The sequence below is a fragment of the Pseudomonas reactans genome (assembly GCF_013385825.1).
Taxonomy (GTDB): Bacteria; Pseudomonadota; Gammaproteobacteria; order Pseudomonadales; family Pseudomonadaceae; genus Aquipseudomonas; species Aquipseudomonas reactans.
In genome coordinates this window covers 21,360-36,855 of sequence record NZ_JACAPG010000016.1, presented here as the reverse complement: position 1 = coordinate 36,855, position 15,496 = coordinate 21,360, and the positions used below count along the sequence as shown (strand labels likewise).

15 protein-coding genes and 1 pseudogene are annotated in these 15,496 nt (G+C 62.8%); 15 read left to right on the top strand and 1 reads right to left on the bottom strand.

The window, feature by feature from the left end; all coding sequences use genetic code 11:
* The first annotated feature begins 256 nt into the window (after nt 1-256).
* The 14 genes from HX868_RS31305 (at nt 257) to HX868_RS19785 (ending at nt 14,509) form a co-directional block, all read left to right on the top strand.
* On the top strand, nt 257-850 hold the full coding sequence (locus HX868_RS31305) for a transposase (RefSeq protein WP_177004130.1): 594 nt from the start codon (nt 257-259) through the stop codon (nt 848-850).
* 59 nt (nt 851-909) lie between these two features.
* Nucleotides 910-2,493 (top strand): ShlB/FhaC/HecB family hemolysin secretion/activation protein, encoded by a 1,584-nt coding sequence (locus HX868_RS19845; RefSeq protein WP_177004127.1) that lies wholly within the window; start codon nt 910-912, stop codon nt 2,491-2,493.
* Between the two features lie 24 nt (nt 2,494-2,517).
* Nucleotides 2,518-4,317, top strand: coding sequence for a DUF2341 domain-containing protein (locus HX868_RS19840; protein WP_177004126.1), 1,800 nt, complete (start codon nt 2,518-2,520; stop codon nt 4,315-4,317).
* Nucleotides 4,318-4,328: 11 nt separating this feature from the next.
* Entirely contained in the window at nt 4,329-4,754 is a 426-nt protein-coding gene (locus tag HX868_RS19835) for an ExbD/TolR family protein (RefSeq protein WP_016980095.1), read from the top strand.
* 3 nt (nt 4,755-4,757) lie between these two features.
* On the top strand, nt 4,758-5,462 hold the full coding sequence (locus HX868_RS19830; RefSeq protein WP_177004125.1) for an energy transducer TonB family protein: 705 nt from the start codon (nt 4,758-4,760) through the stop codon (nt 5,460-5,462).
* A gap of 42 nt (nt 5,463-5,504) precedes the next feature.
* Nucleotides 5,505-7,205 carry a putative porin gene (locus HX868_RS19825; RefSeq protein ID WP_177004124.1) on the top strand — a complete coding sequence of 567 codons (1,701 nt, stop codon included), beginning with the start codon at nt 5,505-5,507 and terminating at the stop codon, nt 7,203-7,205.
* A gap of 18 nt (nt 7,206-7,223) precedes the next feature.
* A complete protein-coding gene (locus HX868_RS19820) occupies nt 7,224-7,850 on the top strand; it encodes a DNA repair protein (RefSeq protein WP_177004123.1) in 627 nt (208 codons plus the stop codon).
* 20 nt (nt 7,851-7,870) lie between these two features.
* Nucleotides 7,871-8,323 (top strand): YbjN domain-containing protein, encoded by a 453-nt coding sequence (locus HX868_RS19815; RefSeq protein ID WP_177004122.1) that lies wholly within the window; start codon nt 7,871-7,873, stop codon nt 8,321-8,323.
* A complete protein-coding gene (locus tag HX868_RS19810; RefSeq protein ID WP_177004121.1) occupies nt 8,320-9,261 on the top strand; it encodes a peptidylprolyl isomerase in 942 nt (313 codons plus the stop codon). Before HX868_RS19815 ends, HX868_RS19810 begins: the two co-directional genes overlap by 4 nt.
* Nucleotides 9,262-9,312: 51 nt before the next feature.
* Nucleotides 9,313-10,290, top strand: coding sequence for a LysR family transcriptional regulator (locus tag HX868_RS19805; protein WP_177004120.1), 978 nt, complete (start codon nt 9,313-9,315; stop codon nt 10,288-10,290).
* Nucleotides 10,291-10,418: 128 nt separating this feature from the next.
* On the top strand, nt 10,419-11,009 hold the full coding sequence (locus HX868_RS19800; RefSeq protein WP_016980089.1) for an antibiotic biosynthesis monooxygenase: 591 nt from the start codon (nt 10,419-10,421) through the stop codon (nt 11,007-11,009).
* A complete protein-coding gene (locus HX868_RS19795) occupies nt 11,006-12,844 on the top strand; it encodes an amidohydrolase (RefSeq protein ID WP_177004119.1) in 1,839 nt (612 codons plus the stop codon). The genes HX868_RS19800 and HX868_RS19795 overlap by 4 nt, the downstream gene beginning before the upstream one ends.
* Before the next feature lie 24 nt (nt 12,845-12,868).
* The gene (ycaC, locus tag HX868_RS19790) at nt 12,869-13,486 is read left to right on the top strand and encodes an isochorismate family cysteine hydrolase YcaC (RefSeq protein WP_177004118.1); all 618 of its coding nucleotides are present in this window, start codon (nt 12,869-12,871) and stop codon (nt 13,484-13,486) included.
* Nucleotides 13,487-13,627: 141 nt separating this feature from the next.
* Entirely contained in the window at nt 13,628-14,509 is an 882-nt protein-coding gene (locus HX868_RS19785; RefSeq protein WP_177004117.1) for a LysR family transcriptional regulator, read from the top strand.
* Here the strand turns inward: HX868_RS19785 and HX868_RS19780 are convergent.
* Nucleotides 14,496-14,798, bottom strand: a pseudogene (locus tag HX868_RS19780) (helix-turn-helix domain-containing protein); the annotation flags it as partial. The gene HX868_RS19785 and the pseudogene HX868_RS19780 sit on opposite strands and share 14 nt — an antisense overlap.
* On the opposite strand from HX868_RS19780, the gene tolQ reads away from it, so the two are divergent.
* A complete protein-coding gene (gene tolQ, locus HX868_RS19775) occupies nt 14,793-15,485 on the top strand; it encodes a protein TolQ (protein WP_177004116.1) in 693 nt (230 codons plus the stop codon). The pseudogene HX868_RS19780 and the gene tolQ overlap by 6 nt on opposite strands.
* Nucleotides 15,486-15,496 lie beyond the last annotated feature (11 nt).

Genomic DNA, 15,496 nt, shown 5'->3' with positions numbered 1-15,496 from the left:
AGCCCTTTTGGTTACTTTTGGGGCTCTTTTCCAAAAGTGACCCGCTGTAAGAGCGGAACCATAAGTAGCCGTTACCTAAATAATGGATATGTACACCATAAAAAATGCCCCCCACCCAATCCAAAATGAAGCTTTCATGACAAAAGTTCGGTAGTCCCCAGCCACTCCCGTCTCCTCTGTGTAACGCGCTTGAGCCCACCAGAACGTTGGGCTTTTCAGCCGCAAGCAGGATGCGAGGAGTGGGGCGATGGGAACTATGGAACGTTACTCGAAAGTGGGCATGCAGGAGCTCGACCAGCGCCTGTCAAAGATCGTCGAAGCCGCGCGCAAGAAGCCGGTGTCGGTCTATCGCTACGGCGCACCCTGGGTCTGGATCGTCTCTCAGGAAGACTGGCAAGGCGCCCGCAAGGAAGTGTCCAGCTACATCCCGGCAGGCCATTCCCTGGTGCTGCTGCGCCCACAGATCGACGAAGTGCTCGACCAGCATCGCGACTGGCTCACCGCCGAACCCGCGATGTCGATCGCCCCGCACACCGTGCTGCAGATCCTCCTGCTGCAACTGCTGTACTCGGTGCCCAGCGAACAGCAACTGCACGAACAGCTGAACTACAACCTGCTGTTCCGCTGGTTCGTCGGCCTGGACCTCAACCAAAAGGTCTGGAGCATTCACCAAATCACTCGCGACATCGCCACGCTGCTCAACAACCCGCGTGCGGTGCAACTCATCCAGAAAATCATCGGTGACGTGTTTTGTGGCGCCCTGCTGCACATGCCGGAGTTCTCATTGAACTTCGCCCTGTTGCACACCTGGCTGGCACGCCACGGCAGCACCTCGATCACCAGCAATTGAGCCGGCCGCACGCCGGGTATCCGGCGATGGCGCACAAAATCAGACAGTCAGGGGGCGGTGTGGAGCATCTGTTCAAATTAACGTTGGCGCTGTGTTGCGTGACGCTGGGGAGCCTGGCGCAACCGCTGCTGGCCGAGGAGGAAGAGGGCGCGCGCAAGGTCGACGTCAACGAGTACTTCGTGCGCGGCAATACGGTGCTGGATGCGGCGACGATCGAGGAGGCGGTGTATCCGTTCCTGGGGCCGCAGAAGACCTTGGGCGATATCGAAGGCGCGCGCGATGCATTGCAGAAGATCTACCAGTCGCGGGGCTATCAGTCGGTGTTTGTCGAGTTGCCGGAGCAGAAGGTCGATGACGGTATCGTCTATCTGCAGGTCAGCGAGACCAAGGTCGGCCGGGTGCGCGTGGTCGGTGCCAAGCACTATTCGCCGGTGGAAATCCGCGAGCAGGTGCCGGCCCTGGAGGAGGGTGCGGTGCCGGACTTCGCCACGGTGCAAACCCAGTTGGCGGGGCTCAATCGCGGCGCAGGGCGTCAGGTCACGCCGTTGGTACGCGAGGGCCAACGCCCCGGCACCATGGATGTGGATTTGCAGGTGGAAGACCAGAACCCATGGCACGCCAGTATCGGCCTGAACAACGACTACAGCGCCGACACCGAGAAGCTGCGCTCGGTGGCGACCCTGGGGTACGACAACCTCTGGCAACTGGGCCACAGCATTTCCCTGACCTACTTCACCGCGCCCCAGGACACCGAGAATGCCAAGGTCTGGTCGGGCTCCTACAGCGCCCCGCTCAACGAGCGCTGGACCTTGCAGTTTTCCGGTTACCAGTCCGACAGCAACATCGCCACTATCGGCGGCAGCAACGTGCTGGGCAAGGGCCATTCCTACGGCGTGTCGGCCATCTACAACCTGCCGGCGGCGGGCAACTGGGCCAACTCGTTCTCGTTTGGCGTGGACTTCAAGGACTTCGACGAACAGATGAAGTTCGGTTCCAGCAGCGACCAGGTGCCCCTCAAGTACGCACCGTTCACCTTGGGCTACAACGGCTTTCGCTACACCGAACAATCGCAGTTGGGCCTGGGCTTGAACCTGGTAGTGGGCACTCGCGCCTTCTTCGGCTACGGCAGCGATGCCGAAGAGTTCGAATACAAACGCTACAAGGCCAGCGCCAGTTTTGCCGTGCTCAAGGGCGACCTGAATTACACCTACACCTTCGCCAACGACTGGCAGTCGGCAACCAAGGGCGGCTTCCAGCTGGCGTCGGGGCCGCTGGTGTCCAACGAGCAGTATTCCGCCGGCGGCGCTACGTCGGTGCGCGGTTATCTGGCGGCGGAGCGTACCGGGGATGAGGGGTACTTGCTCTCTCAGGAACTGCGCACGCCGTCCCTGGCCAAGTTCCTCGGCAGCTATGTGCAGGAGTGGCGCTTCTACGCGTTCGCCGAAGGCGCGCGCATGCGCCTGCACGACCCGCTGCCCGAGCAAGAAGACGAATACAGCCTGGCCAGTGTCGGCCTGGGCACCCGCGCCAGTTTGAGCAAATGGTTGTCCGGCAGCCTGGATTGGGGCTACCCGCTGCTTGATGGACCGAACACCCAGAAACAGGACTCGCGACTGCACTTCAGTGTGCAGGCGACTTTCTGACTTTTTCTTCCGGAGACTTCACCCATGCAACGCCTATTCCTGAGCCTGTTGATCTGCCTGGGCTTCACGCTCCCGGCCACCGCCCATGCCTGGTGGCAGGACGACTGGCACTACCGCAAACAGATTTCGGTGGACACCACCGCCCAAGGCGCCGCGATCAACCAGGCCCTGGGCCGCACCGCGCTGCTGGTGCGCCTGCACACCGGCAACTTCACCTTTGACGGGGTCAAGGATGACGGCGCCGACCTGCGTTTTGTGAGTGCCGATGACAAAACCGTGTTCAACCACCAGATCGAGAGCTTCGACCCGTTGATGGGCATGGCACTGATCTGGGTCGATGTGCCCAAGGTCGAAGGCAGCCAGCGCCAGGACCTGTGGATGTACTACGGCAACCAGAAGGCCCCGGCCACCGCCAACGGCCAACTGACGTTCGACCCGAACTACACCGCGCTCTACCATTTTGACGGGGCCAATGGCACACCGGCCCGCGACACCACGGCCTACGCCAACACCGCGCTGAACGCCACCGGTGCGAGCATCGACGGTGTGATCGGCCGTGCCTTGCAGTTCAGCGGCCAAGCCTTGATGTTGCCGGCCAGCCCTTCGCTGCAACACGCTGCGGGTGGCGCGTTTACCTTCAGCGCCTGGCTGCGCCTGGACCAGGCCAGTGGCGAACAAGTCGTGCTTGCCCGCCGCGATGGCCCCCATAGCCTGTTGCTGGGCTTGAACCAGGGCATGCCGTTCGTGGACATCGACGGCCAGCGCGCCGTGTCGAGCCAACCGCTGAACCCCGGCCAATGGCAGCACCTGGCGTTCACCTCCGAGGGTGACAAGGTCTCGCTGTATGTGAATGGCCGTGAAACCGCCATCCTGGCCGTTGCCTTGCCGGCGTTCAACTCCCAACTGGCCATTGGTGCCGATCTGCCGGAAGCGGGCAGCACGCACCTACCGTTCGCCGGGGCCATCGATGAACTGCGCCTGTCCAAGGTCGCGCGTCCGGCGGCACTGTTGCTGGCCGATGCCAGCGCCCAGGGCGCCGAGTCGAAACTGGTGGCCTATGGCGTGGATGAAGAACAGTCCGGCTTCGGTTTCGGCAGCCTGGGCTTCTTGCTCAACGCGGTGCCGGTGGATGCCTGGGTGATCATCCTGGTGCTGGTGGCGATGATGTTCCAGTCGTGGGTCATCATGCTGCGCAAGAACCGCCAGGTCAGCCGCCTCAGCAGCGCCAACGAGGTGTTCCGCGAGCACTTCTCACAAATCGGCACCCGCCTGGAGATGTACGCCGACGACGCCCAACTGGGTGAGCGCCTGGCCCATTCTTCGCTGTGGCGCCTGTACCTGGTGGCGGTCAAGGAGATCCGCACCCGGCGTGCACAGGGCGCTGACACCTCGTCGGTCTCGGCCGCGACCATCGAAGCCATCCGCTGCTCGATGGACGGCGTGCGCACCCGCGAAAACCAGGCGCTCAGCTCCAAGCTCTCGACCCTGTCCAACGCCATCGCCGGCGGCCCTTATATCGGCCTGCTCGGCACGGTGTTGGGGATCATGGTGGTGTTCCTTGGCACGGCGATGGCCGGTGACGTGAACATCAATGCGATCGCCCCCGGTATGGCGGCGGCGTTGCTGGCCACGGCCATGGGCCTGTTTGTCGCGATCCCTGCGCTGTTTGGCTACAACCGCCTGATCACGCGCAACAAGGAAGTCAGCGCGGACATGCGCGTGTTTGTCGATGAGTTCATCACCCGTCTGGCGGAGATGCACGGCGAGAGCCAGCACAGTGAAGCGGCGCACCGTCGTGACCATCACGCCGCTGTTCCGGCCTGAGGAGAGACGCCATGGCTTCCGTAAATACCTCCCACGACGATGACGATGACGCCGCCGTCGACAGCATCAACATCACGCCTCTGGTGGACGTACTGATGGTGGTGCTGGTGATGTTTATCCTCACCGCCACCGCCCAGGTCTCGGGCATCCAGATTCACCTGCCCAAGGCCAGCGCCTCGGTGTCGTTGTCGGAGGCCAAGACCAAGGCCATCTCCGTGAACGACGGTGGCCAGGTGTTCCTCGATGCCTACCCCGTGACCCTCGGCGAGTTGGAAGAACGCCTGCGTATCGAGAAAGCATTGAACCCGGATTTCCCGGTAATCGTGCGTGGCGATGCGATGGTGCAATACCAGAAGGTGATCGAAGTGCTCGACCTGCTGCGTCGGCTGGAGCTGTCCCAGGTCGGGTTGGTCACCGGCAAGCCGAGCCAGGGCTGAACCATGACCGCACAGATCCCGATCGCGCCCTTGCCCTTGAAAAAGAAGCCGCCGCTGCGCCCATTGAAATGGGGTGCCGGCCTGTTGCTGGGTGCCGTGGCGGCCTGGTTTTTGTGGCAGTGGGCCAATGACATGAGTGGCGTGCGCCGCGAAGCACCGAAGGTGCCGACGATTATCCCGTTGCCGCCGCCACCGCCACCACCGCCGGAAAAGCCCAAGGAACCTGAGCCCCAGGTCGAAGAAAAAATCCCGGAACCGGTGCCAAGCCCCGAACCCGAGGAGGTCAAGCCGGCCGAGGAAGCACCGCCTTCGCCTAACGAAGACCTGGCCAACCCGATGCAGATCGACGGCGACGCCCAGTCCGGCAACGACGGTTTCAACATCGGCGCCGGCAAGGGCGGCGGCATGGCCGGCAGTGGTGGCGGTGGGTTGGGAACGGGCACCTACAAGCAATACCTGGCCGGCACTTATCAGCGGCTGATGCGCGAAGACCCTGAACTGCGCAAGAAGGCGTTCTCGATACAGATAGACCTGTGGTTGGGCGCCGATGGCCAGGTCACCAAAGCCTTGGTGGCCAAGTCCAGCGGGGATGCCGAGACCGACGCGCAGATGCTTGCCTTGATACAGGCGCCGCGCGCTACACAGAAGCCGCCGGCGTCGCTGACGCTGCCCATGCGCTTGTCCCTGAAGGGTCGGCGCCCGGATTGATCAAACCCTTTTACAACGGTTTTTTACAGGAGTTGCGTACACATGATTTCCCCCGTGAATCGCCTGACCCTGGCGGTCGGCATGGTCATCGCGACCCTGGTCGGCCAGGCGGCTGCAGCCCCGGTCGCGCCCTCGGAAAACGTCACCATCAACCTGATCCGCCTGTTGGTGCAGCAAGGCGTGCTGACCCAGGACACCGCCAACGGGCTGATTGCCCAGGCCGAAAAAGAAGCCCAGCAGGCCCGCCAGGCGAATGCCGCGCCGGTAGTGGCTGCAGGCCCGGCCGCAGCGCCGGGTGATGTGCGTGTGCAGTACGTGCCGCAGGCGGTGAAGGATCAGATTCGTGACCAGGTCAAGGCCGAGGTGATGGCCACCGCCAAGCAGGAAAACTGGGCCCAGCCCAACACCTTCCCGGACTGGGTCTCGCGCATCACCTTTGATGGCGATATCCGCCTGCGGGACGAGTCGCGTTACTTCTCGGGCAATAACAGCAACGAGATCGTCGATTACGCCAAGCTCAATGAAAGCGGCCCGTACGACACCAACAAAGACACCAACACCAAGCTGCCGCCGTTGCTCAACACCACCAAGGACCGCGAAAACCTGTTCCGCCTGCGCGCGCGCCTGGGCATGAAAGCTGTGCTGTCACCTGACTGGACGGCCGGCATCCGTGTGGGCACCGGCTCCGACAACAACCCGGTGTCCACCACCCAGACCCTGGGCGGCGGCTTTGGCAAGAAAGACATCTGGCTCGACCAGGGTTACCTGAGCTGGAAGGCCACGCCGGACGTGACCCTCACCGCCGGGCGCTTCGCCAACCCGTTCTATTCCACGGACATGATGTATTCGGGCGACCTGAACTTCGACGGTATCGCCGCCAATTTCAACCATACGCTCAATAGCCAGTGGGGCCTGTTCGGCACCTTGGGTGCGTTCCCGGTGGAGTACACCTCCGACTCGGCCAGCAGCAACGGTTTCGACAAGGAAGACAGCGACACCAAGTGGCTGTTTGGCGGGCAGATCGGCGCCAACTGGAAGATCAACCGCGAGAACAGCCTGAAGGGCGCGCTGGCCTACTACCACTTTGACGACATCGAAGGTAAACGCTCCGGCGCCTGCCAGCCGTGGTCCGGCCAGCCGGCCTGCGACAGCGACGGCTCGCGCCTGGCCTTCATGCAGAAGGGCAACAGTGTGTTCCTGCTGCGCGATATCACGCCCAACCCGGCCACTCCTGGCCTGACCCCGCAACCGCAGTTCGTCGGCCTGGCATCCAAGTTCGATGTGCTCGACCTGAACCTGGCCTGGGATGCCGAGCTGCCCAGCGATTTCAAGCTGCGCACCCAAGGCAACTTCATCCACAACCTGGCCTACGACAAGGGTGAGATGCTCAAGCGCAGCGAAGGCCAGATCGTCAACAACATCAACAGCAAGGGCCAGTTTGAAAGTGGCGGCAATGCGCTGATGGTGTCGTTCACCCTCGGCAGCGCGCTGGAAATGCGCAAACGCGGCGATTGGAACGTGTTGGCCGGCTACAAATACATCCAGCCTGACGCCCTGCCTGACGGCTTCAACGATTCCTCGTTCCACCTGGGCGGTACCAACGCCAAGGGGTACTTCATTGGCGCCAACTACGGCATCGAAAAGAACATCTACGCCAGTGCGCGTTGGTTGAGCGCGTCGGAAGTGTATGGCGCGCCGTTCGAAGTCGATGTGATGCAACTGGAACTCAACACGCGCTTTTGATGCGCACGGAGATGCCACATGAACACGCGAATCTGCGGGCTGTTGCTGCTGCTGGTCACCACCGGCGCGTCGGCTGAAGGCATGGAGGAACGCTTGCGTACGCAACTGCGCAGCACCACCCAGCAATTGCAGGCCCTGCAAAGCGAACAGGCCCAGGCCAGCGCCGCGCGGATTGCCGCCGAAAACCAGGCCAAGCAGGCCCAGGCGCAAATCAAGCAGTTGACCGCCGAGCTGGACAAGGCGCGTGGCGTGGCCGAGCAAATGGCCGGCCAGCAACAGAGCCTGCACAGCCAGGCGCAGGCCCAGGTGGCGGCCAGCAACGAGCAGGTCGGCAAGTTCAAAAAGGCCTATGACGAACTGTTGGTGCTGGCCAAGGGCAAAGAGGCCGAGCGTGCGCGCTTGCAGGTGCAATTGAGCGAGCGTGACACACAAGTGCAGCAATGTTCAGTCAAGAATCAACAGATGTACGGCGTGGCCCAGCAGTTGCTCGCGGCCTACGAAAAAATCGATGTGGCCGAGGTGATGAGCATTCGCCAGCCCTTCGCCAGCAGCGCGCGGGTCAAGTTCGAGGAACTGGCCCAGGGCTTTGGCGACGATTTGTACAAGAGCCGTTTCGATGCGCCCCAGGCAACCGCCAATCATTGATAGACAAGGAAGAGATCACCATGAGCGAATTGATCACCAGCGTCACCACTCAGAGCCTCACCGAATTGCTGCAGGAAGCCGGCTACCGGGTCAACCAGACCGAACAGAACGGCATCGTGCAATTGCTCAGCGCCAGCCAGGGCATCGGCTTTGCGGTGCGCTTCGGCAACCCGGCGACGGAGCAGGGCAGCTATGTGGATTTCACCTACAGCTGTGCGCTGCGCATCCAGGGCGAATTGCCTGAAGGTCTGGCCCAGGTGTGGAACGCGTCGCGACGCTTTGCGCGGTTGTCGGTGCAGGGCGAGTTCCTGTTGATGGAGATGGACGTGGTGGTGGCCGGCGTCGGCGCCACGCACCTGCGCAGTCAGCTGGAGTTGTGGGATCGCCTGTTACAGGAATTTATCGTTTACCTGCGTGAATACAGCCAGCAGGCCGCGCAGTTGCAGGCTGAAGCCGAGGCGCCGGTATTGTGAAGAAACCAACCTTGATGGTCGGCGCGGGTGCGTTGGCCTTGCTGGTGGTGGCGGTGGGCTTGAGCCTGCGGCCGGGCAGTGACCCGGTGGCGGCGCAGCAACCGGCGCCGGTGATCAATCCTGTATCGGCCGGGCCGGCGGTGGCCCGCCTAGGCAATCAGCAGATCGACCTGACGGAACTGAAAACCGTGCTGGCCAGCCTGCCTGCCGAGTCCCGTGAGCAGTTGCGCGGTAACCGTGGCGCGTTGGAAACCTGGATTCGTTCACGCCTGGCGCAAAAGGCGGTGCTCGAACAGGCCGACGCCCAGGGCTGGCGCCAGCGCCCGGACGTGGAACAGCAGACCCGCGCCGCCGCCGAGCAGATCGTGTTCCGCGACTACATGCTCTCGGTCAGCCAGGTGCCGGCCGATTACCCCAGCGCCGCGGAGTTGCAGCAGGCCTACGACAATGGCAAGGCGCAATGGGTGACGCCGCCATTGTACCGGGTGAGCCAGATTTTCCTGGCGACCAATGACCCGCAAACCCTCGACAGCGTGCGCCGCCAGGCCCAGGAACTGAGCCGTCGCGCCCAGGCTGCGCCGGGTGATTTTGCCGCCCTGGCCACGCAGTTTTCCCAAGACACCGACTCCGCCGCGCGCGGCGGCGACTCGGGTCTGCAACCCTTGCAACAGCTGGTGCCGGAAGTACGCACGGCGGTGTCGCGCCTCAAGGTCGGCGCCGTGTCGGACGTGGTGCAGAGCGCGGCGGGGTTCCATGTGCTCAAGCTCACCGGCCAGCAACCGGCACGTACCGCGACCCTCGACGAACTGCGCGAGCGCCTGACCCAGGCCCTGCGTGCCCAGCGTCAGGAGCAGATCGCCAAGGCGTACCTCGAAGGCATGCTCAACACCGCAACCCTGAGTATCGACGGCGCCGAGCTGAACAAGGTGCTGGAGTAACCCGCGTCAACCCGCATTGGATGCACAGACCGACAAGACAGGGAGTCTCCCATGGCATTGCTAGAACCGTCCGCCCCCCAGGGGCCGTCCGCTTATCGCGCCCCCACCGAGGGACGCAGTAGCTGGCTGGCCCTGGCCCATGAGATCGACCCGGAGGTGGCGCGCTACTTTCTGGTGAGCGCGCGCTGCGGCTGCTTCATGCAGGCGGCGCGCAGCTTGAATATCAAGGCGACGCTGTTGCGCAAGCGCCTGGCGCAGTTGGAAGAACATTTACGGCATTCGCTGTTCACCTACCAGGGCAATGGCCTGGTGCTCAGTCGCGATGGCCTGCAGTTGCAGGCCCAATTGATTGCCCTGGCCCAAGAACGGCGTTTGCCGGTTACGGAGCAGCCGTTGATTCGGCTGGCGGTGGCCGAACCGATCCTGCACGACATCCTTGGCCGTGATCTGATCGCGTTGCTGCGCCGCAATGCCAGCGTGCGCCTGGAGATCATCTCCATCGACAGCCAGTTGTCGCTGCAAGCGGTGGATGTGGATGTGGTGCTGTGGCTGTCGGACACCGATGGCCCCGTGCCTGGCCCGAGCTTTGCCACCGAGCCGCCACAGGCCCTGGCGCGCTTGCATTACTTGCCGCATATCGCCAAGCGTTATTCGCGGTTGACCACACGCCCGGACAGTGTCGAAGACCTCGACGACTACATGCTGGTCCAATGGCAGCCAGATGCGCAGGTGGGCGCCTTGCAGGCCTGGAACCACGTAGTGCAGCAGCGCCTGGCCGCGGTGGTGCAGGTGCATGCCTATTCGTTGATGTTGGAGATGATCCGGTGTGGCGCGTGCATCGGCTTGCTGCCACATTACATGAGCAGTTTTGACCGGGGCCTGGTGGCGTTGCCGGGGTTGCTGGACGAGAGCATGCAGCGCCAGGTGTGGCTGGCGGTGAATGCGCAGGTGGGGGATGTGGAGGCGGTGCGGATGATTGTGGAGTTGATCATTGGCACCTTTGAAGGCCGTCGTGAGTGGTTTGACTGACGGTATACCTGTCCGTTACCCCAGTAACGGACAGGGACTCAACCCAAACAGCACGTACATCCAATTTTCCCCAGCCCAACCCCCGCAAACTCCCTCATCGCTGAAACATCAAGGCAGAGGGACACCCCATGGACCCAGCAACAAAACCAGGCCCCGACGAAGTCGTCACCCTGGTGGTCAAACACCTGATCAAACCCGGCCGGGAAGCCGACTACGAAGCCTGGCTACGCCGCATCGTACGTATCGCCGGCGCACGCCCAGGCCACCTCGGTGTCGACGTGGTGCGCGGCAAGCAAGGTAACCTGGCGCTGTTCACCTGTGTATTGCGCTACCGCTCCACCGACGACCTGGAAACCTGGCTCGACTCCCCCGAGCGCAAAACCCTGATCGCCGAAGCCACCCCCATGCTTGCTGACGGTGACAACACCGAAATCGGTGCGGTCAACGAATTCTGGTTCAACCCCGTAACCGAGAACGCCGCCAAGCCGCCGCGCTGGAAACAGGCAGTGGTGACCTTGTTTGTGATCCTGCCGCTGACCCTGCTGGTGCCGATCATCTGGGGCCCGGTGTTGCGTTTGCACCCATTCCTCTCCAACTACGTGGTCGCCACCTTCCTGGTCACCCTGACCATCGTCCTGCTGGTGGTCTACCTGCTGATGCCGGCGGCTACCCGGCTGTTCGCTCCCTGGCTTGAAGCCTCTGTAAAGGAAACCCTATGAACGCCGATCTGATTTTGTTCAATGGCCAGTTCCACACCGTGGACCGTGAGAACCCCCGCGCCACGGCCGTCGCCATCCACCAGGGGCGCTTTGTCGCCGTGGGCACCGACGGTGAAGCCATGGCCCTGCGTGGCAGTGCTACCCAGGTTATCGACCTCAAGGGCCGCACCGTCATCCCCGGCCTCAACGACTCGCACCTGCACCTGATCCGTGGCGGGTTGAACTACAACCTCGAATTGCGTTGGGAGGGGGTGCCGTCACTGGCTGATGCCTTGCGCATGCTCAAGGACCAGGCCGACCGCACGCCGACGCCGCAATGGGTCCGCGTGGTCGGCGGCTGGAACGAATTCCAGTTCGCCGAAAAGCGCATGCCGACCCTGGAAGAACTCAACCAGGCGGCGCCGGACACCCCGGTGTTTGTGCTGCACCTGTACGACCGTGCCTTGCTCAACCGCGCCGCCCTGCGTGTGGCCGGCTACACCAAGGACACGCCGAACCCGCCGGGCGGCGAGATCGTGCGTGACAGCAACGGCAACCCCACCGGCATGCTGGTGGCGCGACCCAACGCGATGATCTTGTATTCGACCCTGGCCAAGGGCCCGAAACTGCCGCTGGAATACCAGGTCAACTCGACCCGCCAGTTCATGCGTGAACTCAATCGCCTGGGCCTCACCAGCGCCATCGATGCGGGCGGTGGTTTCCAGAACTACCCCGATGACTACGCGGTGATCGAGCAGTTGGCCAAGGACGAACAGTTGACGGTGCGCATCGCCTACAACCTGTTCACCCAGAAGCCCAAGGAAGAACTCAGCGATTTCAAGAACTGGACTGGCAGCGTCACCCTGCACCAGGGCGATGACTACCTGCGCCACAACGGCGCCGGCGAGATGCTGGTCTTTTCGGCGGCCGACTTCGAAGACTTCCTTGAGCCGCGCCCGGACCTGCCGTTGACCATGGAGCAGGAGCTGGAACCGGTGGTGCGTCACTTGGTGGAGCAGCGCTGGCCGTTCCGTTTGCACGCGACCTATGACGAGTCCATCTCGCGCATGCTCGACGTGTTCGAGAAGGTCAATCGCGACATTCCGTTCAATGGCCTGCCGTGGTTCTTCGACCACGCTGAAACCATCACGCCGAAAAATATCGAGCGGGTGCGTGCCCTCGGAGGAGGTATCGCGATCCAGGACCGCATGGCGTTCCAGGGCGAGTACTTCGTTGAGCGTTACGGCGCCAAGGCGGCCGAAGCCACGCCACCGATCAAGCGCATGCTCGCCGAAGGCGTGCCGGTCGGCGCGGGCACAGACGCGACGCGGGTGTCGAGCTACAACCCGTGGACCTCGCTGTACTGGATGGTCAGCGGTCGCACCGTTGGCGGCCTGGAGCTGCACGCCGAAGGCCTGCCGCGCCTGACAGCGCTGGAATTGTTCACCCATGGCAGCGCCTGGTTCTCGTCTGAGCAGGGCAAGAAGGGCCAGATCAAGGTCGGTCAACTGGCGGACGTGGCCGCGTTGTCAGCGGACTTCTTCAGTGTCGATGAAGAAGCCATCAAATGGATCGAATCGGTGCTCACCGTGGTCGGCGGCAAGGTGGTCTACGGCGCCGGTGACTTCGAAGATTTCGCACCGCCCCGCGTGCCGGTGCTGCCGGACTGGTCACCGGTGGTCAAGGTGCCGGGTCACTGGCGCCCGAGTTCGCCGTTGCAGGCTCAGGTTCACCAGTGCAGCGGCCCGTGTGGCGTGCATTCCCACAGCCATGAAAAGGCGCGGCTTTCCAGCGTGCCGGTCAGCGACTTCCAGGGATTCTGGGGTGCGTTTGGCTGCTCGTGTTTTGCTTTCTGATCAACCCCCCGAAGGAGTTAACCCATGACTTACAAACGCTTGAACAAAGATGACGCCGTTGTCCTGTTGGTCGATCACCAGACCGGCCTGATCTCACTGGTCCAGGACTTCACCCCGAACGAATTCAAGAACAACGTGCTGGCCCTGGCTGACGTGGCGAAGTTCTTCAAGCTGCCGACCATCCTCACCACCAGTTTTGAAAGCGGCCCTAACGGCCCACTGGTGCCCGAGCTGAAAGAACTGTTCCCGGACGCGCCATACATCCCGCGTCCTGGCCAGATCAACGCCTGGGACAACGAGGATTTCGTCAAGGCCGTCAAGGCGACTGGCCGCAAGCAGATCATCATTGCCGGTGTGGTGACGGATGTGTGCGTTGCGTTCCCGACCCTGTGCGCCCTCGATGAAGGCTTCGAAGTGTTCGTGGTCACCGACGCCTCCGGCACCTTCAACGAAACCGTGCAACAGGCCGCCTGGGCGCGCATGACAGCAGCCGGTGCCCAATTGGTGAACTGGTTCTCCGTGGCCTGCGAGCTGCAAGTGGACTGGCGCAACGACATGGAAGGACTGGCCAACCTGCTGTCGCCGCGCATTCCCAACTACCGCAACCTGATGAACAGCTACTCGGCGTTCACGGCTAAATAACCGCATCAACACTACACCTGTAGGAGCCGGCTTGCCGGCGATGGGGTCCTTGAAGAACTAGGCGTCCCCCCGGCTCCTACAATTTTGCGGTGTGCATCTAAACCGGCTATAAACGCGGTCTCTGTCCACCGAGAAGCGACAATGAACCCCTTCGAAGACATGCGGCTGTTCTGCCAGGTCATGGAATCCGGCAGTTTCACCGCCGCCGCCGAGCAACTGGGCCTGTCCAAGCAGTTCGTCAGCCGCCGCCTGATCCAGCTGGAAGACCGCCTCGGCGTGCGCCTGCTCAACCGTTCCACGCGCCGTCTGGATGTCACGCCACTCGGCCAGAGTTATTACGAGTCCGCCTTGCGCCTGCTCGGTGAAGTCGAGCAAGTGGAGCAGGGCATCGCCGGGCAGAACAGCGAGCCCCGTGGCACCCTCCGCCTCAGCGCGCCGTTGTCGTTTGCCATGGCCCATCTGGGCTGCCTGTTGCCGTTGTTCCTACAGCGCCATCCCCAAGTCTCGGTAGAGGTCGACTTGAGCGATCGTCCCGTGGACCTGATCGGCGAGGGCTACGACCTGGTGCTGCGCATCGGCACCCTGGAGGATTCCACCTTGATTGCGCGCCGTATCGCCAGCATTCCCCGGGTGTATTGCGCGAGCCCCGACTACCTGGCCCTGCGCGGTACGCCGCAAAAACCCGAAGACCTGGCCCACCACGACTGCCTGCCCTACGGCCATGGCCGCCAAGTGCAATGGCGTTTCAAGGGTAAGGTGCAGGCGCTGAATGTGAGCGGGCGTATGCGTGTGAACAACGGCGACTTGCTGCGCGACACCGCCATCGCCGGCTTGGGTGTGACCTACCTGCCGACGTTTATCGTCGGCGATGCCTTGAAGGACGGCCGCCTGGTCACCGTCCTCGACGAGTTCGCCCCCGAAGCGCTGACCTTGTCGGCGGTGTACCCGCAGCATCGGCAAAGCTCGCGGCCGGTGCAGGCGCTGGTGGAGTTCCTGCGTGAACGCCTGGCTAGCGGCTGTTGAACAGTTGGCGGATCAGGTTGGGCGTGCTGCCGGTCCAGCGCTTGAATGAGCGGCGAAAATTCGCTGCGTCGTTGAAGTTCAGGTACGCCGCCACTTCGTCATTGCTGTAGCCCTTGACCTGATACAGGTGCAGCGCCACTTGCTTGCGCACACGGTCGACCTGTTGCTGAAAGCCGGTATCGTGCTTGTGCAGCTTGCGCTTGAGGGTCGCCGGGCTCATGGCGAAGGCCTGCGCGGCTTGTTCCAGGCTTGGCGGCTGGCGCACCTGCTCGCGCAGGTAACCATGCACGCGACGATGGAACATATGACGATCTGGGGTTTGATCAGTGACGCCAGCCTGTTGGTCAAGGCCGTGATGGTCACGCTGCTGCTGGCCTCCTTGCTCAGTTGGTACCTGATCATCCAGCGCGCCAGTGTGTTGCGCCGCCTGGAGCGCCAGTTGAAGAGTTTTGTGCTGCGCTTTCGTAGCGCTGCGGACTTGCAGCCGCTGTACCGCGAAACCCTGCAGGCGGGCGAGGGCGGCATTGCGCCGATCTTTATCGCGGGAGTCCAGGAATACCAGCACCTGCAGGGCCACGATCCGGCCGTGCTGGAAGGGGTCGAGCGCGCCTTGCAGGTGGCGATCACCGAGCAGGAAATCGAGCTGGAAAAGGGCCTGCAATTTCTGGCGACCGTGGGTTCGGTCAGCCCCTACATCGGCTTGTTCGGCACCGTGTGGGGCATCATGAATTCCTTTATCGGCTTGTCCCAGGTGCAGCAGGCCACGCTGTCCACCGTGGCGCCGGGCATCGCTGAAGCACTGATCGCCACCGCCATTGGCTTGTTTGCGGCCATCCCGGCGGTGATTGCCTACAACCGTTTCGCCGCACGTGGCCAGACTCTGCTGACCCGCTACTACGCCTTCGGCAACGAGCTGCAAGTGCGCCTGCACCGCACCTTGCGCGGTACGCCGATCAACCTGGCCGTGGCCGCCTGAGCAAGGAGCAA

What these genes read in the sequence shown, in the direction of transcription:
- HX868_RS19785 (WP_177004117.1), top strand. Translation starts at nt 13,628, where the DNA reads ATGAACCCCTTCGAAGACATGCGGCTGTTCTGCCAGGTCATGGAATCC.
- HX868_RS19815 (WP_177004122.1), top strand. Translation starts at nt 7,871, where the DNA reads ATGAGCGAATTGATCACCAGCGTCACCACTCAGAGCCTCACCGAATTG.
- HX868_RS19820 (WP_177004123.1), top strand. Translation starts at nt 7,224, where the DNA reads ATGAACACGCGAATCTGCGGGCTGTTGCTGCTGCTGGTCACCACCGGC.
- tolQ (WP_177004116.1), top strand. Translation starts at nt 14,793, where the DNA reads ATGCACGCGACGATGGAACATATGACGATCTGGGGTTTGATCAGTGAC.
- HX868_RS19805 (WP_177004120.1), top strand. Translation starts at nt 9,313, where the DNA reads ATGGCATTGCTAGAACCGTCCGCCCCCCAGGGGCCGTCCGCTTATCGC.
- HX868_RS19835 (WP_016980095.1), top strand. Translation starts at nt 4,329, where the DNA reads ATGGCTTCCGTAAATACCTCCCACGACGATGACGATGACGCCGCCGTC.
- HX868_RS19800 (WP_016980089.1), top strand. Translation starts at nt 10,419, where the DNA reads ATGGACCCAGCAACAAAACCAGGCCCCGACGAAGTCGTCACCCTGGTG.
- HX868_RS19825 (WP_177004124.1), top strand. Translation starts at nt 5,505, where the DNA reads ATGATTTCCCCCGTGAATCGCCTGACCCTGGCGGTCGGCATGGTCATC.
- HX868_RS19830 (WP_177004125.1), top strand. Translation starts at nt 4,758, where the DNA reads ATGACCGCACAGATCCCGATCGCGCCCTTGCCCTTGAAAAAGAAGCCG.
- HX868_RS19795 (WP_177004119.1), top strand. Translation starts at nt 11,006, where the DNA reads ATGAACGCCGATCTGATTTTGTTCAATGGCCAGTTCCACACCGTGGAC.
- HX868_RS31305 (WP_177004130.1), top strand. Translation starts at nt 257, where the DNA reads ATGGAACGTTACTCGAAAGTGGGCATGCAGGAGCTCGACCAGCGCCTG.
- ycaC (WP_177004118.1), top strand. Translation starts at nt 12,869, where the DNA reads ATGACTTACAAACGCTTGAACAAAGATGACGCCGTTGTCCTGTTGGTC.
- HX868_RS19840 (WP_177004126.1), top strand. Translation starts at nt 2,518, where the DNA reads ATGCAACGCCTATTCCTGAGCCTGTTGATCTGCCTGGGCTTCACGCTC.